The 25,041-nt window shown below is 59.0% G+C and carries 17 protein-coding genes; 9 read left to right on the forward strand and 8 right to left on the reverse strand.

Going from position 1 to position 25,041, the window contains the following annotated elements; translation table 11 throughout:
• Positions 1-39: 39 nt before the first annotated feature.
• The 4 genes from DBZ32_RS09305 to DBZ32_RS09320 all read right to left on the reverse strand — a co-directional run bounded on the left by DBZ32_RS09305 (position 40) and on the right by DBZ32_RS09320 (position 6,769).
• A complete protein-coding gene (locus DBZ32_RS09305) occupies positions 40-1,440 on the reverse strand; it encodes a porin family protein (RefSeq protein WP_119166842.1) in 1,401 nt (466 codons plus the stop codon).
• 111 nt (positions 1,441-1,551) lie between these two features.
• On the reverse strand, positions 1,552-2,181 hold the full coding sequence (locus DBZ32_RS09310; RefSeq protein WP_208539170.1) for an XrtA/PEP-CTERM system exopolysaccharide export protein: 630 nt from the start codon (positions 2,179-2,181) through the stop codon (positions 1,552-1,554).
• Positions 2,182-2,813: 632 nt separating this feature from the next.
• A complete protein-coding gene (locus DBZ32_RS09315; RefSeq protein ID WP_162906671.1) occupies positions 2,814-3,578 on the reverse strand; it encodes a VPLPA-CTERM sorting domain-containing protein in 765 nt (254 codons plus the stop codon).
• Positions 3,579-4,300: 722 nt separating this feature from the next.
• The gene (locus tag DBZ32_RS09320; protein WP_119166845.1) at positions 4,301-6,769 is read right to left on the reverse strand and encodes a tetratricopeptide repeat protein; all 2,469 of its coding nucleotides are present in this window, start codon (positions 6,767-6,769) and stop codon (positions 4,301-4,303) included.
• A 138-nt stretch (positions 6,770-6,907) separates the two neighbouring features.
• On the opposite strand from DBZ32_RS09320, the gene DBZ32_RS09325 reads away from it, so the two are divergent.
• The 6 genes from DBZ32_RS09325 to rfbB all read left to right on the forward strand — a co-directional run bounded on the left by DBZ32_RS09325 (position 6,908) and on the right by rfbB (position 15,254).
• Positions 6,908-8,536, forward strand: a complete 1,629-nt coding sequence (locus DBZ32_RS09325; protein WP_119166846.1) for a GumC family protein — start codon at positions 6,908-6,910, stop codon at positions 8,534-8,536.
• 15 nt (positions 8,537-8,551) lie between these two features.
• Positions 8,552-9,385 carry a nucleotide-binding protein gene (locus DBZ32_RS09330; protein ID WP_119166847.1) on the forward strand — a complete coding sequence of 278 codons (834 nt, stop codon included), beginning with the start codon at positions 8,552-8,554 and terminating at the stop codon, positions 9,383-9,385.
• A gap of 25 nt (positions 9,386-9,410) precedes the next feature.
• Positions 9,411-10,382, forward strand: coding sequence for an ExeA family protein (locus tag DBZ32_RS09335; RefSeq protein ID WP_119166848.1), 972 nt, complete (start codon positions 9,411-9,413; stop codon positions 10,380-10,382).
• Positions 10,383-10,687: 305 nt separating this feature from the next.
• A complete protein-coding gene (xrtD, locus tag DBZ32_RS09340; RefSeq protein ID WP_162906673.1) occupies positions 10,688-12,214 on the forward strand; it encodes a VPLPA-CTERM-specific exosortase XrtD in 1,527 nt (508 codons plus the stop codon).
• 522 nt (positions 12,215-12,736) lie between these two features.
• Positions 12,737-14,089, forward strand: a complete 1,353-nt coding sequence (locus DBZ32_RS09345) for an undecaprenyl-phosphate glucose phosphotransferase (protein ID WP_162906674.1) — start codon at positions 12,737-12,739, stop codon at positions 14,087-14,089.
• A 109-nt stretch (positions 14,090-14,198) separates the two neighbouring features.
• Positions 14,199-15,254 (forward strand): dTDP-glucose 4,6-dehydratase, encoded by a 1,056-nt coding sequence (rfbB, locus tag DBZ32_RS09350; protein WP_119166851.1) that lies wholly within the window; start codon positions 14,199-14,201, stop codon positions 15,252-15,254.
• Between the two features lie 118 nt (positions 15,255-15,372).
• On the opposite strand, the gene DBZ32_RS09355 is transcribed toward rfbB, so the two are convergent.
• A complete protein-coding gene (locus DBZ32_RS09355; RefSeq protein WP_119166852.1) occupies positions 15,373-16,107 on the reverse strand; it encodes a response regulator transcription factor in 735 nt (244 codons plus the stop codon).
• A gap of 235 nt (positions 16,108-16,342) precedes the next feature.
• Here DBZ32_RS09355 and rfbD point away from each other — a divergent pair, with 235 nt between their 5' ends.
• Genes rfbD through rfbC form a run of 3 tightly spaced genes read left to right on the forward strand, consistent with a single transcriptional unit; the run spans position 16,343 to position 18,763 of the window.
• A complete protein-coding gene (gene rfbD, locus DBZ32_RS09360; protein WP_119166853.1) occupies positions 16,343-17,239 on the forward strand; it encodes a dTDP-4-dehydrorhamnose reductase in 897 nt (298 codons plus the stop codon).
• Between the two features lie 6 nt (positions 17,240-17,245).
• Positions 17,246-18,133, forward strand: a complete 888-nt coding sequence (rfbA, locus tag DBZ32_RS09365) for a glucose-1-phosphate thymidylyltransferase RfbA (protein ID WP_119166854.1) — start codon at positions 17,246-17,248, stop codon at positions 18,131-18,133.
• Positions 18,134-18,187: 54 nt separating this feature from the next.
• Positions 18,188-18,763: a dTDP-4-dehydrorhamnose 3,5-epimerase gene (gene rfbC / locus DBZ32_RS09370; protein WP_119166855.1), complete on the forward strand. Its 576-nt coding sequence runs from the start codon at positions 18,188-18,190 to the stop codon at positions 18,761-18,763.
• Between the two features lie 312 nt (positions 18,764-19,075).
• Here rfbC and DBZ32_RS09375 read toward each other — a convergent pair whose 3' ends face one another.
• From DBZ32_RS09375 to DBZ32_RS09385, 3 genes are all read right to left on the reverse strand, one after another.
• Positions 19,076-20,338, reverse strand: coding sequence for an O-antigen ligase family protein (locus DBZ32_RS09375; RefSeq protein WP_119166856.1), 1,263 nt, complete (start codon positions 20,336-20,338; stop codon positions 19,076-19,078).
• Positions 20,339-20,661: 323 nt separating this feature from the next.
• On the reverse strand, positions 20,662-21,291 hold the full coding sequence (locus tag DBZ32_RS09380) for a trypsin-like serine peptidase (protein WP_162906675.1): 630 nt from the start codon (positions 21,289-21,291) through the stop codon (positions 20,662-20,664).
• A 380-nt stretch (positions 21,292-21,671) separates the two neighbouring features.
• Positions 21,672-24,470 (reverse strand): LamG-like jellyroll fold domain-containing protein, encoded by a 2,799-nt coding sequence (locus tag DBZ32_RS09385; protein WP_162906676.1) that lies wholly within the window; start codon positions 24,468-24,470, stop codon positions 21,672-21,674.
• Between the last annotated feature and the right edge of the window lie 571 nt (positions 24,471-25,041).

Consider the following 25,041-nt stretch of genomic DNA (forward strand, 5'->3'; position numbering starts at 1 on the left):
TCAAAAAACTTCACTTCGGGAACTTTCGATTTTGAGAAATTAGAATCCAAGACTCCCGCCGAAGAAAATCGTGTTCTCCGTATACTCATCTTCAGCTTGCCCGCTGAAACGCTGAGTTCGAGAAACACCTGTGAACACCCGAGCGTTCTCGGCCAGGCTATAGGAAAGCCGGGCCGTTCCGGAAAAAGTCCTCTCGCGCTCCTCGTCGTCCTCGTCAACTTGGCTGGCATCGAAAATCAAGCTGGACGAAAGATCGCGACTCAAGGAGCGCGACCAGTTCGCAACGAGCGTCAAAGTATTTTCTTCCCGCGTTTCGAACTCGCGATCCGTGTAACCGGCTGTAAGCCCGAAGCTATTGCGGCCATAGTTTCCGACAAGTCCCAGTTCACCGCTGGTGACCAGCGAGGCGCCCTCATCCAGATCTTCACCGAGGTCGCTCGGACTCAGCCCTATCGTCGGCTCCAAGGGATCCCCGCGGCGGTCGTTTGCGATACTGCCGAGCGAGGTATCGAGCGTTCTGTCCAGCGAACCGAACACCCTTAAACGCGGCGTGATCTCATAGTCGAGCTGGGCCTCGATCCGGTCGTCGTTATAGCGCCGCCCATAGGTCAGCAAGAGGCTGCCGCGGGTTCCGGTAAGCTCGAACCCGACATCCCAAAGCTCACCGCTAAGATCGCGCGTTCCGCCATCGTCGACATCGACGTAGCCGAAGCGGGCAATTCCCGTGAAAAACCGCGTGAACGCATAGTTGGTCGTGAGACTGCCCAGTCGCTCCTCGATATCGCTACCCGGGCCGTCGCGATCCAGGAGAATGGTCTTCTGGCGATCCAGTTCGAGCTCGAGTTCAAGACGATTCAGCACACTGCCACTGGTCACCGTCAGTGTCTGCTGCATGTCCCGCTCATTGGAGGTGTCGTCCTCGTCTTCCTCGCCCGTCACCCGCGTCTCGGTATGGCGAACGCGGAATTCCCCGTCCGCCCAACGGCCGAACCGCTGTTGGATATAGGGACTGGCCTCCAAGATATGGACCGACGCCGTATCGTCGTCGTCCGCGCCACGTTCGCCGGACACGGCACTGCCGCTGTCGATGACCGTTTGTGTCGACGACGCGCTGGCCTCGAGAAAGAAGAAATCCTCGAAGACCTCCATGGACCCGAATGCACGAACATCCTGGTCGAGACTGAGATTCTCGGCGTTTTCGCTTTCGACCGCCAAGTCCGACAGCAAACTAAGATTGAGGCGTCGGCCCTCGGCCGAGAACTCTGTTCCATAGCTTAGCGTATTGACGACACCTGCGGTCTTCTCGCCATCCGGGTCCAGATCGATGTTGTCGGTGACACTGACCTCCGTGCCGACCGACTGCTCAAGACGATACTCGGCGGCGTCGGTAGCTGCGGGCAGAATGACAGCCGTCGTCGCAAAAAGAGTCGCGATCCCCAAACCGGCCGCACGCCACGCGCTCTGGCGACCGCGAACCGTTGCCGGAGGGATGGCTCTTGAGGACGGGGGTGCGGTCCGCATAATCGCGAGAACAGCCAGCTTGAGCGAGCGCTACAGGAAGCTTTCGGGGATCAAAACGATATCACCCGGCAGCACCGCCACATTCGCGTCAACCTCTCCGTCACGCAGCAGCTCTTCCAGGCGCAAACGATAGGTGACGCGGTTGTCGCCGCGCCCGCGGATCAAAACGGCCCGATTACCATCCGCGAACTCGGTCAAACCGCCCACCTCGATCATAACATCCAGCAGTGTCATGTTCGCCCGATAGGGAATGGCCACCGGCGTCTGCGCTTCGCCGACGACACGAATCTGGTCGTCGAGAGGCCCGCCGAAACTCCGCACGATGACGGTAACGATCGGCTCCTGCACGAAGGGCCGCAGTGCTTCGGCGATGTCCGTGGAGAGCTGGGATGAGGTTTTCCCGGCCGCCAGCATGTCGGGATTGAGCGGCGTGGAGATACGTCCGTCGGGGCGCACCGGAATCTCACGAGACAATTCGGGGCTGCGCCAAACGAATACTTCCAGGGTATCCAATGGGCCGATGACGTATTCGGGCACCTCATCGGCGATATCCAAGGGCGCATCGCGCGCATCGGGATAGCTCGGCCCACAGGCCGCGAGCACCACGGCAAGGCAGGCGAGAATACAAAGGTGTAGATGGCTTCGACCGATCGACTTCATCGCAGATCTTCCCCCAACGATCTCGCACGCCTGGCCTGCCCATGCCATATCGAGATCACGCAGTAGCTGTGGATTCGCACCAACCGGCGCAGCGGTTCGATTTAGTACCCCGACCGCGAGAGCAGATCAAGCAAGCGTCAGGACGGGATATTGCCATTATCTAGAGTGTATAACGACTTAAAATCTTTTCGGTCATGCACAGGAAAACTATCGGATCCACCGACTGAGCTTGATCCGGATGTTGCAGCACTTGGCGCTTTGGAGCGGACCAGCTCCTTCGCGTTTAGATCTGCGCAACGTCAAGCGATGCGCTTTTGAATGCCGTTGCTCCCTATGCCTGCACGCAAAATTCCCGCCCCTCAATGCCTGAATCCTGGACCTGGATCCACTTTCAGACCCGGGTCCCGCTTTCAGGAAAGACGCGCCCGCCGGGAACAACATGCCTATAGGAGACTGTCGCGGTGGCCGTACCGAAGGTGGCCTGCAGATGGCGTCCTCCTCCAGCACATAGGTAAGCCGCCAGTCGAGACGCCCTCGAAAGCCCATTCTCTCAAAAAAAAGGGGGGCTCAGAGCCCCCCTTTCCAGTCGTCGGCAGTCACGTCACCGCCTTCGATTTCTCCGTTGATACGGATTAGGCCTCGTTACGGCCACGTAGCCAGCGCATCCCGAACAGGCCGCTGAGCGCGGTGATCAGGAACCAAGCCGCAGCCGGCAGCGGAGTCACGGCAATCTCGACAGCGAAGTCGTCGTGGTTGTCGTCGTCGCCGGCACCGTTGTCGTCGAACAGCAAGACCAAGCGGTTACCGGTCGGGCCGGCATCGCCCCAGGTGTTGGACGGGCCGAAAGAGCTGAAAAAGTTCACGGGGGAACCATCAGCATTGGTCACGTTGGAGCCGTTTTCGGCAAGATCGCCGCCGTCGATCGGATCGCCGGGACCGCCAACGGTCTTCCAAGTGGCGAAAGCGAAGGGCAGCAGATAACCACCGACGCCAGCGTCAAAGGCCAGCGGAATCGACGAGAAGTCGACGGTGATGCTGGCGCCGTTGATGAGGCCCGTATCGTTGTTGGGCGCCACGACTTCCGAGAACAGAACCGTCGACGGATCGTTGAAGTAGTCGCCGTCGCCATCCAGATCGAGGCCGAAGGCGTTGCGGAACCCGGCTTCGAGACCGCGGAAGGTGAACGTGAGCGGGCGGCTGCGATCCGTGATGTAGATCTGGGCACCGAACACGCCGACCGTGTTGTCATCGATCAGATCGTTGGTAGCTCCACCAGTCGCGACCGGACCAGCGGTACCACCATCGGCGAGCAAAGCAGCATGAGCGTCATGGGGCGTTAACGTGGCCGCAGCCAGCGCCATCACGCCAGCAGCTCCCCATACCTTGAGACTTTCCATTAGACCCCTCCCCTGGGTGGCCATGTGACAAAGATCGGATGCCCGACAAAATTTACGAAAATTTAAGTTATGTCAAGCTGGCAATTTCGAGGTATCGCGATATCGAACAAAGGAACGTGCCCTAACGAATCTCATGGTGGCCTGAACGATGGCAGGATCCGTCCGGGACCTTTCAGAAACCGGATGACGACCGGCTGAACCTAGATAACATTTTGTATTTAAATGCAAAAATCTAAAATGACCTTGGCGGTGCAACCCCTTACGATCGCCTTTTCGAGCCTCGCCTGGCACCATCCGAGGCCCTTCGCGTGGAGACAGATTTAAGCACCAATGTATTAAAATTTTATACAAATTCGACAAAAATGAATAAGAAAAAATTTACTCCTGCGATGTTTTTCGGACATTCAGGATGGGAAAATCAATTTCAGCGAGGGTTTTCCGCAGGAAAATACCCTCGAAAAGATGGTCCAAGGCATCTAGCCGAGACATCAGCCGATCGGAGCGCCCTGGCTGCAGTCCGCACGCCATGGGCCTTTGACTGAGCACAAGCAGCACCCGTCAGGTGACTTGCTCAGCCACCGGCTCGAGAGAGATCCAGAAAGCGTGGCCGCGAACTGACCAGGCTTCCGGTACAGCGGCGAAGAGTTTCCTGGCAACGCCTCACAGTGCAATGAGCCAGGAGGCCGATACCGGCTGACTGATCGCGACGCCCCTAACTCCTCCTATTGAGCGCTGCTGGTAGCTGGCGGCGCCTCGGCTTCTTCCCGCGCGGCGTCCTCAGCGGCAGCGAGCGTCGCGACAGCCTCGTCATAGCCGAGGAACTGGCGCTCGGCAGCCAAGGCGGTTTGCAGATGCTGAACCGCAGCCTGGTGCTCCCCCAGTTCGAAATGCACCAAACCTAGATGATAGTGAGCTTCGGGCAGACTGTCGGTGAGCCCTATGGCACGTTCGAGATAGGCTTGCGCTTGGCGGTAATCGCCAAGTCTCAGCATCACCGCCCCAATGGTATCGAGCACGAAGGGGTTGCTGCTGCGGCGAAACTCGGTGAGCAACTCATCTGCACGCTCGAGCGCTTCTCTGTTCTCCGGCTGCAGCCCGGCGAGCAGGGATGCGAAGTTGTTGACCGCCACCAGATTCTGGGGCTGTACCTCGACAAGCTGCTGGAAAACCTCGAGCGCCTGTTCGTTCTGGTCGGCACTGGCGAGGGTCGTACCCAACTGCAGCAGCAGCATGGGATTGTCGGGCAACGCACGCAAACCGTCGCGGTACACGGCGACAGCCGCTTCGGCCTCGCCTTGGCTTTGAAGCGCCGAGGCGAGCCCGAGATAGGGCGGCACGGCCTTGGCCTCAAGGTCGATGGCCTGCCTGAAATGCTCGGCGGCTTCAGGGAAGCGCCCGGCCGCCAGCAAGACTTCACCTTGCATCGTGGCGACATCGGCAGAGTTCGGCTGGTTTGCGCGGATCTCATCGAGATAGGCGACGGCACGGTCGGGCTGCTCCGCAGCGAGCAGCGCCCGAACACCGCCGGCCATCGCGATGTAGGCATCGGGGTTTTCGGCGCGGATCGCCTCGAACGCCTCGAAAGCATCCTCATATCGGCCCTGCTGGTGATAGAGCCGGCCAAGCAGCAGATTGCCCAGACCGGCCTGGTCCGGCAGTGCGATCAAGGCACCGATCGCGTCTTCCGCATCGCTCCAACGGCCCTCGCTGGTCGAGAGCTGCGCCTTCGCACCGAGCAGACCCGGTGACTGAGGATCGATGCCCAGCGCTCGATCGAGGGTGGTCAAAGCCGTCGACGAACTGCCTTGTTGCGCCTGTAATGTCGCCAAGGTTCCAAGAGCGTCGGTGTCCCGAGGGGCAGCGCGCACCAGGCGACTGAGGGTCTGCGTGGCCAGCGCAACTTCGCCTTCGGCCAACTCCGCCCGCGCGAGCAAACGAAGTGCCTCCACCGAATCGGGGTTTGCGCGCAACGCCGTCCGGAAGTCCGAAATCGCCGTCTGGGAATCGCCGTCGATCAGGTTGAGTCTGCCGTTCAGAAGACGAGAGCCGGCGTGGTCCTCATCGACTTCCAGCACTTCGGCAATCAGCTCCTCTGCGACCGCCCGATTGTTCTCACTGAGTTCGAGACGCGCCAACGCCGTACGTGCGCTCAAGCCTTCTTCTTCGGTTCCCGACCGCTCGATCTGATCTTCGAGTGCGGCTCTCGCTTCGTCGGGACGCTCGGCCTGGAACAGGAGGTTGGCCAAGGCGAAGCGATACTCGAAGATATCCGGATTTGCTTCGATACCGGCTCTCAGCTCGGCAACCGCAGCGTCGGTTCCTTCCGTTTGAGCAAGGAAACTGGCGAGCACGAGCCGCGGCTGCGCATCGTCCGTGTCATCGCGAACGGCGTCGCGCAAGAGATCGGATGTCGCCTGGGTATCACCTTGAGCGAAGAGGAACTGAGAAAACTCGACCCGCAACGCGAAGTCGTCGGGGTCCCGTGTCATCAGGTCACGGTAAAGCGCGATGGCTTGATCGTCCCGACCTGCCGCAGCAAGCAGCCGCAACATCAACTGATTCAAGGAGGTATCGTCGGGCACCCGCTGCAGAGTGCTGCTCACGGCCGCGATGGCCGTATCGAGATCGCCGCGCTCGGCATGGACTCCAGCCAAAACCGATGTCGCTTCGGGAGATTCCGGACGCTCGGCCAACACCTTCGTCGCCAGGCGTTCGGCCTCGCCGAAGTTATCCTCCCGCAGGGCGATGGCGGCGCTGAGAACCTCGACATCGAGGTTGTCCGGCGCCAGTTGCAGCAACTCCTGCTGCTTCTCCTTGGCTTGATCCAACTGGGCGCCGAGCAGCAGATAGCGGGCGAGCCGCAGTCGGGACTCGACGTGCTCCGCATCCATCTGCGCAACGGCTTCAAAGGTTCGATAGGCGGACTCGAATTCGCTCTGCGCCTCTGCGATCAATCCGAGGTAATATCTACTCTCGACGTGCCGAGGCTCTATTTGGAGAACGTTGCGGAACTCGACGCTTGCCCTTACATAGTCGCCCGATTCGTATAGCTCTTTGCCACGCTCGAGAAATTCTGCCTGCCGACTTTCTGCGCCGTCGCATGAAGCCAAGAGCAAGGCCAGCACGAGAACAGCAATGACTTTTGTGCTTTTCTGGATGCAGGCAAGGAATCGGTAACCGAAACTATGCATAGTCGGGATCTCGCCTATTGCTATATGGATCTTTGATCCGACAGTAGCTATACCAAAATGGTTAGCTCAAGTTAAATGTTCGCCATGAAATTCGTGAAATGTCGCGACATCTGGTGAAGCAGGGAAGCCACTAAAGCAATGACTGCCAGCACCTACGAAGAGCAGGATCAGCCACTCCAGCTTGATTTCGGTGCCATCTGGAGGATGGTCAAACGCCGCTTTTGGCTCTTTCTCGTTCCGGCGGTGCTGATCAGCGCACTCGCTCTGGTCGTGGCCAAGGCTCTGCCGCCCGTCTACATGTCGACGGGCACGATATTGGTCGAACAGCCGAACGTGCCGCGGGATCTGATCGATTCCACCGTCACCAGTTTGGCTGCCGAGCGGATTGAGATCATCCGCCGGCGTTTTATCGCCACCGATAACCTGATCGCCCTGATCCGCCAGCACAATCTCTACCCGCAGCGGCAAGCCGAGTTGCCGATGACCCAGGTGGCCGCAGCCATGCGAGGCGACATCACCGTCTCCTTGATCGAGCAGCGTCGCGGCCGCGAATCCTTCACCGTCGCCTTTACGGTTGCGTTTGCCTACGAAAATGGCGCGAAGGCAAAAGCCGTGACGGATGAATTGGTCTCCTGGTACCTCAGCGAAAACGCTCGAACGCGGCAGGAGCGCGCTCAGGAAACGGCGAATTTCCTGCTGCAGGAAACGGCCGCGGCAGAGCGCGACGTCACACGCCTGGAAGAAGAAATCGCTGCGATCAAGAGCGAGTATGCCGGCGCTTTGCCGGAACAGCAGGACCGAAATCAAGCGGAACTCGAGCAGCTACGCCGGAACCTGCGCGACGTGAATTTCCGCTTGGAGGCGCTGCGGGACGAACGGACGACATTGACCGCGCGGCTGGAAAGCCTGCCGCGATCGGGCGGCGGTACCGGTTCGAGCGAAGCTGCGACAGTCGCGAGGATGCTCGAGCAACTCCGCAACGAGAGGGTCAGCCTCTCGACCACCTTTACGGAACAGCATCCCGACATCATTCAGATCGATCGGCAGATCGCTCAGCTCGAAGAGCGGCTCGAAGAGCTTCCGCCAGCAACGGATCCGTCGGCTGCCGGTGCTTTCGTCGCGAACAATGCGAGCCGGGCCGAGGTCGAACGCGTTCTGGCCGAGTTGGAGCGCGAGTTCGGTGCGGCCGAACGCAGCCGGGAAGCGATTCAAGCGGACATCGAGGCGGTTGAGGCCTCGCTCGACCAGACGGCCATCATCTCCGAAGACTATCAGGCCCTGATACGCGAGTACCGGAACTCTGTGCAGGACTTCAATACGCTGCGGCGCAAGGTTTTGGAGGCGGAAATGGGCGCCTCGCTGGAACTGAATCAAAAAGCCGAACGTTTTACGCTGATCGACGCGCCTCAAGTGCCTTCAGCGCCAGAGAGTCCCAATCGTCCGCTCGTCGCGCTCGGCGGTATCGTGGTGGCCTTCGGTCTCGGCCTTGCCAGCATGCTGGCCGTGGAGTTCGTCGACAGCAGGATCCGCAGTGCGCGTAAGTTGGAACAGTTGACCGGCATCCCGCCATTGGTTCTGATCCCGGAGATCACGACGCGTCGTGACACTCTCCGGCGATGGTTCGTGCGCGGATTCCTCATCTGCGCTGTCACAGCGGCCTGCGCCGCCAGCCTGTGGTACGTGCACACGCGCGTCACCCCGCTCGACCTCATACTGCTGAAGATCGAACGGCAGGTGCAGTCGCAGGCTGGCGCGCTAGGTCTGTAAGCCAGGACGGCAGACATGGAAAAGATACAAAAGGCGCTCGAGAAATCTCTCGGCTCAGGCCAGACCGATCCGTCCTCACCCGCAAAGCGTCCGGCGGGCCTGAACGGCACCGGCCGGCAACCTGCGACGGGAACTGGCTCGCTGGACATCGCCTACACCAGCACCCGCGTCACCCCGGTTCACGACCAGAAACTGGAACGCCATCGCCTGATGGCCGGGATCGAGCGTCATGCCCTATCGGACACGTTCCGCATGTTGCGCACCCGCGTGCTCAATCGTATGGAAGCGTCGGACTATCGCACCATCGGGATCGCCAGTTCGGTCGGGCAAGAAGGCAAGACCTTGGTGGCCAGCAATCTTGCGATCAGTCTCGCGAAGGTCCTCACCCGCACCGTACTGCTGGTCGACCTGGATCTTCGCTCTCCGAGCGTCCACACCTACTTCGGCGTGGATCCCGAGCCGGGACTGCTGGGTTTCCTGAATAACGGCCTCGAGTTGTCGCAGTGCCTGGTGAACCCGGGCATCGAACGCCTGGTTCTCTTGCCGAACGGGCGTCCGGTGCACAATTCGTCGGAAGTGATCACGATGCCGCGCATGCTGCAACTGTCGAAGGAGCTGCGCGACACCTATAAGGACCGCATCGTGATCTACGACCTGCCACCGGTTCTTCTCACCGACGATGCGCTGGCGTTCATGAAGCACATCGACTGCTGCCTTCTGGTCGCGTCCGAGGGCCGCACCAAGGAAGATCAGGTCAAGAAGACCATTTCTCTGCTGCAGGGCTATCCTCTGATCGGAAGCGTCTTGAACCGGTCGTCGGAAACCATGCCGCGCTACTACGGCCGCTGAGGCATCTGGGGCAGGGAGTCCGTCAATGTACGAATCGTTTTTCGGCTTGAACCGAAAACCTTTCTCTTTGCAGCCGGACTCCTCCTTCATGTACCTGGGGCGGCGGCACAAGCTGGCGCTGCATCTCCTTCAGTACGGATTGCTGGAGGAAACGGGCTTCACGGTGATCACCGGCGAGATCGGAGCCGGAAAGACCACTCTGATCCAGTACCTGATGAAGAACATCCTGGAGAACGTCGAGATCGGGGTGGTGCACCACACCCACGCCGCTTTCGGCACGATCATGCGCTCGATCGCCGGCGTCTTCGACGTCGAACATACCTCCGGTGACAATCAGCTGATCTACGAGGCTTTCGTCGAAAAGCTCGAGACGCTGCATGCCGATGGCAAGCGCGCCATCCTGATCGTCGATGAAGCCCAGAACCTCTCAGCGGACACGCTGGAGGAATTGCGTATGCTGTCCAACGTCAATTCCGGCGAGAAATTTCTTCTGCAGGTCATTCTGGTGGGCCAACCGCAGCTGCTCGCCACCCTGAAGAAGCCTGAACTCGTGCAGCTCGTCCAGCGCGTCGGAATCAGCTATCACCTGGAGACCTTCGAGCTACCTGAAACCCTGGCCTACATCCGCCACCGCGTCGACGTCGCCGGCGGCAAGGGTGACTTGTTCGACGATTTGGCCTGCGCGGCCGTGCACTATTTCGCAAACGGCACGCCGCGGCTGATCAACCAGCTCTGCGACCTGTCCCTGGTCTATGCCTATGGCGACGACGGCAAGTCGGTGACCTTCGAGACCGTCTGCGAAGTGGCCGAGAACCGGATTGGAAGCGGCTTGAGCGCATTCCAATCGGTTTCGGACGGTCAAACCACAGCCGCCTTCAAGCAGGATCTGTTGACCAAGCTTTACGGCAAAACCGGCGAGGACAGCGCGCAGGAAGAGGGCGTCGGCGACGCGAACGGGAATGTCCGGCTCAGGGCCGTAGCGCCCGGCGACGCATGACCGATCCAATCTTCGCGGGATAGCTCGATCCCTTCGAAAACCGCTTTGCAGAGTCACGACAGCTAGAAGCGCAGGAACCACCCGATCCTAAGAGCTATTGTTCGATGTTTTGTTAACCATAGCATTTATTAGATTTTGTTCACATTGTTGCGAAGCGGCTGACAATGAAGTGACAATCCTGTAGCCTCATCGGAATTTCCAAGGTGCGGCACAACTGGCGAAAGGCTGGTCAGCATCAAATGACCGATCATGTTTCAAGTCCAGGTCGATCAATTGACCTTCGGACATCGATTAACCATAAATTCTTGGTTGCTGCATGTCTGTTCGCCATTGCGCTGGCATTCGTCTTTCTCGACGGCCTAATTCATGCGGTCGTATCTTGGGAACGCGAAGAATTCAGCTACGGCTATATCGTGCCACCGCTGACAGTGCTGCTGGTATGGCATGCCCTGCGGGAAATGCGCCCTCAAGAGTCGCGGGGAACCTGGTGGGGGGTTGCCCTGATTTTCCTGGCGGCCGCCATCGCGATTCCGGCCAAGGTCGGCGGCATGCCGACCTTTACCTTCTACGGCTTTATCGTCGCGCTCTACGGTTTGGCGCTGACGCTTTACGGCTGGCATGGCACGCGGCGCCTGCTGTTCCCGATCGCCTACCTCATTTTCGCTCTGCCTTTGCCGTCGACGCTCTACGTCAACGTGTCGACGACGATGCAGTTGATCTCGTCCGTTCTCGGAACCGAAGCGCTGCGGACGCTCGGGTATTCGGTCTTTCTGAACGGGAACATCATCGATCTTGGACTGTTCCAGCTGCAAGTCGCCGAAGCGTGCAACGGGCTGCGTTACCTCTTCCCGCTCGGGAGCTTTGCCTACCTGATCGGCTACCTCTATCGCGGACCGGCTTGGCACCGCGTCGTCTTGTTCATCGCCGTCGCCCCCATCACCATCGTCATCAACAGTGCGCGCATCTCCCTGACCGGGATCCTGGTCAACTACAAGGGCATCTCCGCCGCCGAAGGCTTCATGCATGCCTTTGAAGGCTGGGTCATCTTCGTTGTCGGCCTCCTCTTCCTCTTCGCGTTCCTGCAGGTCCTGATCTGGATCACCGGAAGCCGCGAGGCCTTCGTGCTGCGCCTGGACATCGATAAGATCATGCCCAAGGCAGGCCGTGTTCCGACACCGGTTCGTGCGAGCAGCCAAGGCTTGATGGCATCGACGGTCGGCCTGCTGATCGCCGCGATCACTTTGGCTAGCCTGCCGGAAGGCGCGAACGCGGTTCCGGACCGCAAGCCGCTCGCCGCCTTCCCACTGCAGATGGGATCCTGGGCCGGCCGCGAGCAGTCGCTCGACCAGATCTATCTCGATATCCTGCAAGTCGACGACTATATTGTCGCCGATTACACCAGCCCGGATCATCGCGCGCCGGTGAACCTTTATGTGGCCTGGTACGACGCTCAGGACCGGCGTGCCTCGATCCACTCTCCGGCAGCCTGTATCCCGGCCGGCGGTTGGGAGATCACGCACTTCGATACGCGCACGATTTCTTCGCTGGACGGTCAGGCTCCGCTGAATGTGAACCGCACGATCATCGTTAACGGCGTGCAACGGCAGCTCGTGTACTACTGGTTCGAGCTTCGCCATCGCCAGATGACCAGCGAGTTCACGATCAAGCTCGCCAACGTGTGGGACGCGATCACGCTTGGCCGCACTGACGGCGCGCTGGTCCGCCTGGTCACCCCGATCGCGGCGAACGAGGACGACGCTGAAGCCGATGCGCGCTTGACTGCTTTCCTGAACCAGTCCCTGCCTGCGATGGACGGCTACATCCCCGACTAGAGCGCGATCTTCCTAAGGTGAACGCGGTTTCGCTTCCGCCTAGGACGTGAATCGCTTTCTGAACGCGCGAGAGAGCGAAACGAGGCCACCCGAACGGCTCCAGGCCGTCGGTTTGATGGAGGAGCGGTAATCTGCGGGCAGCGGGCTGACTGGCAGGCGCTGCGCCGGCCATGCAGCCGACGCCTGGTGCCTTGGAGCCAACCTCTGGATGAACGCACGAATCACCGGTCTTCTCGAAGGTTCCTGCGGTTTGCGGTTGGCTTGACTTTATATGGCAATAGCTGGAATCGCCGCGATTCAGTCGATCGGACGCCTGCGGTCGCCGCAGATCAACGTTTACCGAAAAGTCAGGCGCGACGTGGCATAGTCTCTGTGTTATGCACTGCAACATAAATCGAATGCCTGACATCATCATCGCCGGACAAGCTGACCATGGCTGAGGCGAGGCTTCATACAGCGCCCAAGCGGCAGCGTGTCATATCTCCGCGTGTCGGCAGACGGCTTCTGGCCGTGGCAACGCACGTGACCGATATTCTGTCCGTCGTCTTTGGCGCTTATCTCGCGCACCTTTTGAGGTTTGGCACCGGTCCGATCCGCGACGACGAGATTGCGGCTCTGTTCCTCGCGATCCTCGTTCTGCTGTTCGTGTTCCCGGCGCTTCGTGCCACCGGGCTCGCCGCTCTGGAGCACCCCTGGCGCGGACTGAAGCGCGTTACGATCGCCTTCTCGCTGATGATCGCGGTTCTGATGGTGATCGGCTTTGGCTTGCGCGCAATCGAAGAGTACTCGCGGCTTTGGGTCGTCTATTGGATTCTCTCCAGCTACGTCAGTCTGATGTCGACGCGCGTCTGGTGGGCCGGATTGCTGAAGCATGGCGTCGAGGTCGGCTTCATGCGGGAGCATGTCGCACTGGTCTATGCGAAGGGAGCAAAACACGTCGACGACATCAGGCATCAGCTCCAACGCAGTCTCTACGTCATAGAGGCGACGGTTCCTATCGACGGCGGCGCACGTCCGAACGACGGTCTCTGCGATGAAAGCGAGGGACGGGTCTACCGGAACGCTTCGGAATTCGTGCAGAGCATCGGCGAGTTGGAGCTAGACCGCGCGATCCTCATTCCCTCGGCGAGCGATAAACGCGAGTTGCAGGATGTTTCCAGACCGCTGCGCATGGTCTCGCTCGATGTCGACGTCGTGCCGGGCGGGTACGATCCGGCCTTGCTCGGGCGCAGCTCTCGGCTGGTCGGTGACATCCCGGTGGTCAGCCTGATGACACGCCCGCTGTCCGACTTGAGCGTCCTGGTAAAACGGCTCGAGGATCTTATCCTCGGCACTCTGTTTTTCGTCCTGCTGACGCCGGTAATGGCCACGATCGCCCTACTGATAAAGTTGGACAGCCCCGGACCGGTCCTGTTCCGGCAAGCGCGCGCAGGCTTCAACAACCGCCCCTTCACGGTCATCAAGTTCCGTTCCATGCGCCTGCATGACGATGCGCAGGTTCGGCAGGCTGCGCGTGACGACGATCGGATTACGCGTATCGGACGGTTTTTGAGACGTACCAGTCTCGACGAGCTTCCCCAACTCTTGAATGTGATCGCCGGCGATATGTCGCTGGTCGGACCGAGACCGCACGCGCTGGCGCATGATCGCGAGTACAGCCATGCGATCGATTCCTACATTGCACGCCATCGCATGAAACCGGGCCTTACAGGCTGGGCCCAGGTCAATGGCTGGCGCGGTGAAACGGAGACGCTCGATAAGATGCGTAATCGTATCGAGCACGATCTCTACTACGTGGACGAATGGTCGTTGTACTTCGACCTCAAAATCATTCTCATGACCCCACGCGTGCTGAAACACGAGAACGCTTATTGAGTGTCGCAAACCGGCCCGTAAGGCTGCCGGCCTTCGAGAACCCTCTGTCCGAAACGAAGCGGCGCGCTCAGGAGTAAAATCCGCGGTCGGTCGAGCTTAGGAGACCAGAATGACGATCTTGGTGACGGGGGGAGCGGGCTTCATCGGCTCGAACTTCATTCTCGACTGGCTGGCCCAGTCCGACGAAGGCGTGATCGACCTCGATCTGCTGACGTACGCCGGAAATCTGGACAATCTGGCAGCCGTGCGAAACGACGACCGACACGTCTTCGTTCAAGGCGATATTGGCGATAAGGACCTTGTCGCTCGCCTGTTTGCGGAATACAGCCCGCGCGCCGTCGTGAATTTCGCGGCCGAGAGTCACGTCGACCGTTCGATTCACGGGCCGGAAGACTTCATGCGCACCAACCTCTTCGGCACCTTCACGCTGTTGGAAGCGGCGCGAAATTTCGCAGCGACAGGCGCGCCTGAAGCAGGGAACTTCCGGTTTCTGCACGTTTCGACGGATGAGGTCTATGGTTCGCTGGCGCCGGAAGACGCCCCCTTCAGCGAAACGAATCGCTACGAGCCGAATAGCCCCTACTCCGCCTCGAAAGCCGGCTCGGACCATCTCGTACGCGCCTACTTTCACACCTACGGCTTGCCGGTCCTGACGACCAACTGCTCGAACAACTATGGCCCCTTTCAGTTTCCGGAAAAGCTTGTACCGCTTGTCATTCACAACGCCCTGAGCGGCAAACCCCTACCGATCTACGGCGACGGAAAGCAGGTCCGCGACTGGTTGTACGTGACCGATCACTGCACCGCCATTCGCCGCGTCTTGGACCGAGGCGCGTTGGGCGAGGTCTACAACATCGGCGGTTGGAACGAGCGTCCGAACATCGAGGTCGTGCAAACGATCTGCGAGGTTCTCGACGAACTGCAGCCCCGAAGCGGCGGGCAGAGCTATGCCGATCTAATCACCTTTGTGAAGGACCGCCCGGGTCACGATCGGCGCTATGCAATCGACGCATCGAAGATCGAGCGGGAGTTGGGCTGGCGGCCTCTCGAGACCTTCGAGACCGGCATCCGCAAGACCATCCAGTGGTATCTGGAAAACCAAACCTGGGTTGCGAAGATCGTCGATGGCTCATACCGAACTTGGGTCGAAAAACAGTACGCCTAGGCCGAGCCGAAGAAGATCCCAACCTTCCGTGCGCACGCCCCGATCCCAACCGTCACATGCATCCGATCGAAAAACGCAAACCGAAACTCTATCCGATACGGCTTGGCGAAAAGGCCGGCTAACCGGCTCTCGACTGCCCGCTCAGACCGCCGTCGACCTCGTCAGCCGATCCCAGGCGGTAGCCGCGCCCCCAGACAGTCTCAATAAAGGTCTCTCCCCCTGAAGAGCGCTGAAGCTTCTTGCGAAGATGGGAGACATAAACCTTCACGATCTGCGGCGAGACGTCCTCACCGGGCTCGTAGATGGAATTGAGTATCTCCTCATCGGAGACGATGCTTCCCATTCTCGCGGCAAGCAAGGTGAGAACAGCATACTCGCGCCCGGTCAGTTCAACCGGCTGCCCGTAGACCATTACAGACTTCGCATCGAAGTTGATATAGAGCCCTTTGAATTCTATGGTCGGACGTGACAAGCCACGTGCCCTGCGAATCACGGCACTCAGACGCGCCAACAGTTCTCGTCTGTTGAAAGGCTTCGTGACAAAGTCATCAGCACCCTGCGCCAGCAGCGAAATGCGGGTTTCGACATCGCCAGTTCCCGAGAGAACCAGCAGAGGTGTCAAATTACCGGACAATCGCAAACGCTCGAGAACTGCCTCGCCATTTATGTCCGGCAAATTAAGGTCAAGCAAAATAGCGTCAAAATCGGATCGACTCGCGTAATGTAGTGCATCAGCACCTGTTTCAGCTGTTACACAGTCAAAACCCGCGTTCATTACGACCGTTTTGATTAATTTTAACTCATCCACATTATCTTCGACAATTAAAACACGCAACGTTTCCTCCACCACCACTTATACCTATTATGATGTATGGTTAAGCTTTTGTAAAGATGACGGATACAGAATTTCTATAGGGTCGCCGGGGATTACGGCGAGCTTTTGCCCATGACGCGTTCGTACCACCGGCCGCCTGTGGGGAGGACCGCAGGACGCCGCGAGATGGGCGAGAGAATTCCACCTGGACAGGGCTTGCTTGCGAGATAGACTGCGCGCTCTTCTGCCATTATCGGGTCTTGGTGTCTCCAATATGCGTATCTTAGTGCTCGGCCGTACGGGACAGGTCGGTTGGGAGTTGCAGCGCGCCCTGGCCCCGCTCGGAGAACTGGTGTCGTGTGGACGGAGTTCGGCTGACCTCACCGAGCCGGCCTCGATCGCACGCACCATCGCCGAGCACGAACCGGATATCCTGGTCAACGCGGCCGCCTACACACAGGTCGATCGCGCGGAAGATGACGCGGATGCCGCAATGCGGATCAACACGGCGGCCGTTGGCGAGATGGCGGAAGCGATGGCGGCGCGCGGCGGATGGTTCGTTCACTATTCGACCGACTATGTCTTCGACGGAGCGAAGGCGGACGCCTACAAGGAGAGCGATGCGACTGCGCCCTTGGGAGTCTACGGCGCCACCAAACTGGCCGGTGAGGCTGCCGTGATGGCCGCAGGCGGACAGCATCTGATTTTCCGAACATCGTGGGTTTATGCCGCTCGTGGGCAGAACTTCGTGCGGACCATGCTGAGGCTCGCTCGCGAACGTAACAGCCTGCGTGTGGTCGCCGATCAGACCGGCAGTCCGACCTCCGCGGAGCTGATCGCCGACGTTACGGCGCTGGCGTTGAAACGCATTTCGGATCGAGGGCCGGATGAGGGGCCGATCGGCGGCCTCTATCATCTGACCGCGGCCGGTGAAACCACCTGGCATGGGCTTGCCAGCCGCGTGGTCGCGCAAGCCGAACAGGCGGGTGCGACCTTGTCCTGTCGGACCGCCGACATCGAACCGATCGGCACCTCGGACTATCCGACCCCTGCAAAACGCCCCGTCAACTCGCGCCTCGACACGACAAAACTGCGCGAGACCTTTCGAGTGAATCTGCCGGATTGGCGTCACCACGTCGATCGAACGGTCTTAGAACTAGTGGAGCGATAGGACGCCATGGCGCGCAAAGGGATCATTTTGGCAGGCGGTTCGGGCACGCGCCTCTACCCGGCGACCTTGTCCGTGTCGAAACAGCTGCTGCCAATTTTCGACAAGCCGATGATCTACTACCCTCTGACGACTCTCATGCTCGCCAATATCCGGGACATCTTGATCATCTCGACACCTCAAGACACGCCGCGCTTCGAAGCTCTCTTCGGCGACGGTGGCCAATGGGGCCTCAACATCAGCTATGCGGTGCAGCCCTCACCGGACGGCTTGGCTCAGGCGTTTCTGATTGGCGAATCCTTCGTCGCCGGCGATCCCAGCGCACTGATTCTGGGCGACAACATCTTTTTCGGTCACGGGCTCCAGGATCTTCTGGAACGCGCTGATGCGGCTGTCGAACAGGCGACGGTGATGGCTTACCACGTGCACGACCCGGAACGTTATGGCGTGGTCGAGTTCGATACCAACGGCCGGGCGCTTTCTCTTGAGGAGAAGCCGGCACGGCCGAAGTCGAGTTACGCCGTGACCGGCCTGTACTTCTACGACAGAGACGTCGTCTCCTTGGCGAAGACCTTGCAGCCCTCGGCCCGGGGGGAACTCGAGATCACGGACCTCAATCGACTCTATTTGGAAACGGGGCGCCTGCAGGTCGAGATCATGGGGCGCGGCTATGCCTGGCTCGACACTGGCACGCACGATTCCTTGCTAGAGGCCGGAGAGTTCATCGCGGTTCTGGAGCGTCGCCAAGGCATGAAAGTGGCGTGCCCCGAGGAGATTGCTTGGCGCAAAGGATGGATTGACGACGCCGCTCTGGCGCGTCTCGCAGCCAGTCTGCTGAAAAGCGGTTACGGCGAGTATCTCAGTCGTTTGCTGGCCGATGGCGAAGAACACTCCTGATCGGGAGGCGGTTGAATATCCTGACGTCCGGTCGGGCGCGGAGGGGATGACGTTATGAAGATCACGGAAACCCGGCTGCCGGGAGTGTTACTGATCGAGCCCAAGGTCTTCGGGGATGCACGCGGCGCTTTCTGGGAAACATGGAACGCCAAACGCTACGCCGACGCCGGCCTTCAGAGCCACTTCGTACAGGACAATGTCTCGCGCTCGAGTCGCGGGGTGCTGCGGGGGCTACATCTCCAGCATCCGCAAGCGCAAGGCAAACTGGTGCAGGTGCTGCAGGGCGAGGTTTTCGACGTGGCTGTCGACCTGCGGCGCGACTCGCCTCACTTCGGACACTGGGTCGGAGTGACCCTGACGGGCGAGAACGCTCAGCAACTCTGGGTACCGCCAGGCTTCCATCACGGCTTCTGCGTTCTCAGCGAAACGGTTATCTTCAGCTACAAGTGCACCGATTTCTATGCGCCCCAAGCCGAAATCGGCGTGCTGTGGAGCGACCCCGAGATCGGAATCGAGTGGCCGCTCGACGATCCGATCCTCTCCGGCAAGGACATTGCCTTGCCGCGCGTCAGCGAAATTTCCCGTGACCTCCTGCCATCGGTTCACGACTATCCCGCCGCTGGGAATTGAGTTCGGTCTTTTCAGCGATCCAATCTGCATTTGGCCGGCTCCGCCATTGGCATGGCCGGAACGAGCGGATCCGTTCGAAATCGCTCGACGAGCCGATAGTCGAAGATCGCCTAGAGGGCGATCGTCTCGGGCGGAAGCGCTTCGCTTCCGCCCGAGACGTGAATCGCCCTCTAACCTGATGGTGAAAGTAGGAGTCACGCCCTAGGTGGGATCGCCAGAGCGAGTCCACCTAGCGCGATCCTGCTCTAGCCGCGAAAGCCGACAAGACCTAAAGCGAATTGCGATTGTCCGGAATCGCGAAGCGATCCGACTCTAGGGTCGCGCAACCTCTCCGGAAGGCAGATCTCGTACGTCTTCGGCTGGCGCCACGGCAGGCGCTCGACGCCCGCGCCTGACAGGTTGACGTTCGTAGAACCATGCTCCCGTCCCCCACATAAACAGGAATAGCGGGAAGACGGCTCCGAAGAAATGCACCGTGGTGCCGGCGATCGAGATGGCGAGCAGGGAAAGGCACCAACCGAGCCTGATCTCAGCAGTGCGAGGGTCGCCGGGAAACCGCCGCCGGCACGCTTTGATAAAGATCGTGAGGAAGGCGGCAAAGAAGAACAGGAAGCCAGGTAATCCGTAGCGGACCGCAAGCACGAGCCAGAAGTTGTCCATGCTATCGCTCATCCATCCGGGATTGTTCCAGTCGTTGAAACCAATCCCGAAAATCGGATGGCGGGCGACCTCAGCGGTACCGAACTCCCAGATAAGGATGCGGTTGTAGGCACTGCCGCTATTGAGGGTCATGTAATCGACGAAGACGTGGAACGGCGTGCGATTGGAGAGAACGTCAACCACAGCGTATGTCACCAAGAAACAAATCAAAAATACCCACCACCTGCTTTTCATTCTGCTAAGCAAAGCATTCCAGGTCAGAAAGATGATCTGCAGAACCATGATCAACAAAGGGCCTGTCGACAGTGAGAAAAATGTCGATAACCCCATAATTGGTATAGAAACGAATTTGAGTCTCTTAAAAGTGAGGACCGTAAGTGCAATAGAAAAACTTGCAAATACACCAAATAATATTGGATGAGGGAAGCTGGCATGAGCTCTGAACAAGCCGAGACGTTGACTCTCCATCGATGGCGGCAAAATCGGAAATATATGCCGAAATACATCAAGTATGATATTTTTCCCTGTAACAGATTGGATCAACACAAATGGGAAAATCAAGATCAGAATAATTGACACATGCTTGAAGATACGGATGAAATCTTTACGGTCACTGCAGGCGGCCTTTCCGAGCCAGAAGGCCGCAATAGCTTCGAGGAAGTAAGATCCGGTAGATTCGATAATTGAGGGCATGGGATGATTGACAGACATTGCGACAAACACCCAAATAAAATTCAAAAGCAAAAATAGATCGACAGCCCCGAGCCCTTTACCTGGCGTTTTGACAATATTAAGAAATGCAGGAACAAGACTAATTATAAGAAAAACTCGATACAAAGGCAGATTAATTCCGCCAAACTCGACAGCAATCGGCAAAGCTAACGACCAGATAAAGGCGACACCCCAGATTACCATTGTGACATCTCGCAATTCTCTGTAGGCATCATATTGAAATACAATCTCAGAACAGATTGAGTTCGCCGGCCGGATGTTACTCTACATGAGTTAATGTAAGATTGGGTTACGCATAAAGCGTAGACGCCCGACAGGACAGAGCAGAAAACGTCCGGACGGTAAAAAAGCACGCAGAACTCGCCTTTTCCGGCCGTACTCTGCTGGGTCTGGGACGAGCGGCGGCAAGGCAACAACGGATAGAGCCTTGACCTCCCGCCAGCACGTCCACCCGTCGCAGGGGAAGCCTGGACGGAAGATGCCTACTCCGCTTCGTCGTATAGAAACTAGAACTCCTGAGAGGCGCCACAGTGGCCGTCGAGCAGCTTTGGCGAGAGCCGGTGAGCGTAGGATTCCGTTGCGCCCGTGCCCCATACGACCCCGACAACTTCCCGCAATTCCCCTCGGTGCCGCAGAACCGGTGCACCAGAGGTTCCACCGGAGACATCACATTCCAACACGAGCGTGCCATCGCTCGCCGTACGGCGCAGCGGACAGATAAGGCGCTGCAGAACGTGACTCCGGGGCGCTCCATACCCCCAAACTTCAAGCCGCTCTCCAACGGCCAAAGGCCTATCGGAAACGACGAAGACACCCTGCTCAGGCTGAACGGCCTGGCAGATCACTGCGACGTCTTTGACCCCGTCCCGAACGAACCAATCCAACAGAACCTCGAGATGTTCCGTCCAACGACCGCGGTCGTACTCCTCTAAAAAATGAAGCCGCGCATCGCGGGTCAGATTCAGACAGTGAGCCGCGGTGACGAGATGGCCCGTCTCCGTCAGGAAGGCCGTACAGTTCGTCGCTTCCTTGTAGCCGCCGAAATTCAGGCGTCCGATCCCGGCTTCCGTTCCGAAAGCAGGGGCGAGAAACAGGAACCACAAGGCAAGCGTCAAAAGGAACAGTCGGCGAGTCAAAGCGGTCCTCTTCTTCTCCGGATGTCCAACGAGTGGCTGGCCCCGCGTTCCTTGGCTCGCACGATCGAATTCGAATTCCGTCCCAACCCGCAAAAGGAACCGCCTTCCCACGAGAATGTGCCTCGGTTCCATGGGGCGCGCCAATCCTCGATCGACCTTGCGTCCCACGTCGGCGGCTCCGCCGCCAAGCGGCAAGGGTAGCCCGAGCCAATCATTCTCATCTGCGCACCAACAACAGGAGTCCAGAGCAGACGAGCCTGATCGCTCGGAGCCGATCTGGCTCCGAGCGATCAGGTAACTCAGGTCTGGATAGAAACGGTCAGCGCAGAAGAATGCGACCCGATGAACTCGCAACGCGGGTCATCGGGTCGCGAACTGCTCTAGGCGACGAGGATATCGTCGGTGTTGGGGGACAGGCTCTTCGCCTGCTCTTCGTCGACGAAGTCGTGATAAACGGCCAGATTGTCGATGGAGCCGTCCAGCGCTTTGCCCCAAGGCGTCCCGCCGGCATAGACATCCCAGTAGGCGGCCTCGTCGATCGAAACGCCGCTCAAGGTCTCCTGAGCGATCATTTTGCCGTTCAGGTAAGCCGAGAAGGCGCCCGTTTCCGTATCGAGGGCGAAGCCGACCTTGTGCCACTCACCCGCCGCGATATCGAGACCGTCCACCTCGACCTTGTGACGCGCACCGTCGAAGAACTGGAACTGCAGCTTGTCGTCCCCGACCAGTTCGACGCCGTAGCTCATATGGTTCCAGAACATACGGGCCGTGCCTTCGTTGGCCTCGTTGGTCTGGAAATCGAAGAAGAGGCTGAGTTCGGAGGCGCCGAAGAAGGCATCGTTCTTACCGAAGGAGATGAAGCCATCCGTGACATCGACGTACTCGTTTTGAGCGCCGTCGGTCATGTGAACGGCATTCCGGCTAAGAGAAACCTGGCTACCGGCCTCTCCGTCCAAGGAACCGTCGAAGGCGAACATGGTGTCGGGAAAGGCCAAACCGCCCTGATCACCCGGATCCGGTTCGTTGGGCGTGCCGACGTCCGGCAGATCGATCCCGGAGACAGCCGCGTGAAGCTCCTTGCTCGCCTGTTGCACCTCTTCTTCCGTGGCCGCATTGGCCGACATGGACAGATCGGAGATGTAGCCACTGAAGCTGGGACGCCAGGGATTGCCGAGGGTCGGCCCCCAAGAGGCCATTTCCTGGGTCAGGCCCGTCACCTCGCCCGAGCCGACGAGCGTACCGTCCACATAGATCTGAGCGATCTCGTCGGCCGAAGCGTAGCTGACCGATACATGATGCCAGTCGGTGTCCGAGAGACCCGCGCCCGACGTCGTGATCTGGAAGCTTCCCTCCTGCGTCGAGATGGAGAAAGCCAGTTCGCCGTCTTCACGCAGCGTAATCGTCTTCGACAGGTGCATGCGGAAGATTTCACCCGTCCCGGACGTTTCGCTACCGCGCTGCAAACCGAAGTCGATCGTGAAGCTGTCGAGTCCGAACATCTGCGGCCCGCGGGCCACGGAAACCACGGTCGACTCCGTCATCTTGACGACCGAGATATCGCCAGCCTCGGCAATGGCTCCATTACTGCCGACACTGACCTTCGCACCGTAGCTCGAGGTATCCGTCGCAACGCCATCCACGACGTTGACATCCAGGATATTGGCATCGTCGACCGTGAACTGCGTCGAGTCCTTGGCGCTCTGGCCGTTCGGCTGAGTGACCGTCAGTTCCGCCGTGTACTCGCCCGGCTCCGTCGTCCCGTAGTCCAGCTTCGGGCCACTGCTCTGATGGACAACCTTGCCGTCGACATCGTAGATCGTCCACTCGAAGGTCGCCGCCCCGCTTGAGGGTGCGGACAAACCGGCCGTACCGTCACCGTCGATCAGGAAACCATCCGCATCGCGGGAGAAGCTGGCATCGAAGGAGATGCCGCGCCCCTCCATGACCGTCGCCTCCGGCATACGGATGGCGGCGATGAGCTCTTCCGGCGTGCCCTCGAACTCGCTCAGTGGCGCACCGGCACCGTCCGCGATGCTGCCAGGGATCACCTGCAGATCTTCCAGGCTCGTCGTTTCACCGCCCAACGCATTGACGAAGACGTTCTGAACGTAGTTGTCCGCAGTGGGATCGCTGCTTTGGGTTCGAATGTTGTCGTAGGCAGCGTTGCCGTCGGCGCTCGACTTGATCGTCACCGAACCCGGCAGGATGTTGTTGTAGATCTCGACGTTGAAGGACTCGTCATTCGACGTGATGACCGGGTTCGACGCTCTCGCATTGGGATCGGTTTCGGCGTTCCGCACGATGGTATTGTCGCGGATGACCAGACCGTCGGTCGCGCCAACGGTGATCCCGTGGGAGTGAGCGTTGTGGATCACGTTGTCTTCGATCAGAATGTTCTGATAGTACATTTCCTGACCGGCGCGCCCGGTGTCGACTTCTTCGTTGCGCATGAAGATCGACTGGGTCCGGTCGCCACCCGAGCTGTCCATGATGTTGCCGCGGATCACGACGTCTGTCGTGGGGCTGCCTGTGCCCGACGTCCAGAACTGGATCATGTCCATGTGAGCTTGACTCTCGGGATTGAACGAGAAGTCGTGGAAGTGGTTTTCCTCGATCGTGACATTGTTGACGGCAACGAAGTTGAAGCCGTCCGAGCTCATCTTGGTGACCTCGTTGCCGACGACGGTCAGATCCTTGACCCCGCCGAAGACGGCCGCCCGGAAGAAGGTATCGAACGAGTTATCGACCACGGAGATGTTGGACGAGCCTTCGACCGAAAGGCCGAAACCGGCGCCATAGCCGTCAAACCACGTTCCGCTCTCGGAAATCGGCTCCCCGGTGAAGGTCGAGTCGCTGAACGAAATGTTGTCCGACTTGGTCACGTGGAACGGCTTGTCCCGGTACATGTCTCCCGAGGAAAACGTGTAGTTGAACTCGATGTTCTCGAAATGAACGTTGCTGACTTCGTGCAGGCGAAGCCGGGTAATTTCGGCGGGATTGTCCGGATCGCTTGAGGTGATGGTGACGGGGGAGTCGAATTCATTGAGAAAACGATTTCTCACACCATGCAACATGACATCGTCGTACTCGCCCGGTGCGAGCAGGATTTGATCGCCACCCTCGGCCTGAGCCAGAGCGTTCATAAGTTCTTTCGTGTTCGATACCTGATACGCGGTCATTGCCGAAGCTCCACAAGCTAAGAGGATAAGCGTTGTGGTAATAAATACCGGGACGCTTTTAATAATGCCTTTCGACAAATAGTTAAGAAAATATTTTCTCAAATAAAATGCAAATCTCATCAAGTTAAAATCAAAATGGTTCGAAATCATTACTAATTTGTCCCCTATTTGTTACGCCCAGCTAACGCCATCGCTACGGACTCGACGGGTTCGCCAGGAGGCAGGCCAGCCGCTGGGATACGTATCCATACATCACGGGAGCTGGGCTGCTAAGGTCGTGATCAGACGGACCAGAACCTACGCATAGGGGCATATCAGTTGTAACGAGGGCAACTGGTCTCAGTTAAGCTCGCGTACTTCCAGCTACTTTTTCGTGACGAGCGTTCCGATGGACAGCCCTGAAGTGGAATTCCGGTCGATGCTTCTCCCATCCAACCGGTTTAGGCAGAGACGGCCGACACACTGTAAACTCGCCCTCGCTATGAGGGGTGCGGGGACTCTCTACGCCTGCCCCCTCCAGCGGCTGCAGTGTTTCTTACGCTAAAAGCCCACACTAGAGGCGCCGGACGGG

This window comes from Algihabitans albus, assembly GCF_003572205.1.
Classification (GTDB): domain Bacteria; phylum Pseudomonadota; class Alphaproteobacteria; order Kiloniellales; family DSM-21159; genus Algihabitans; species Algihabitans albus.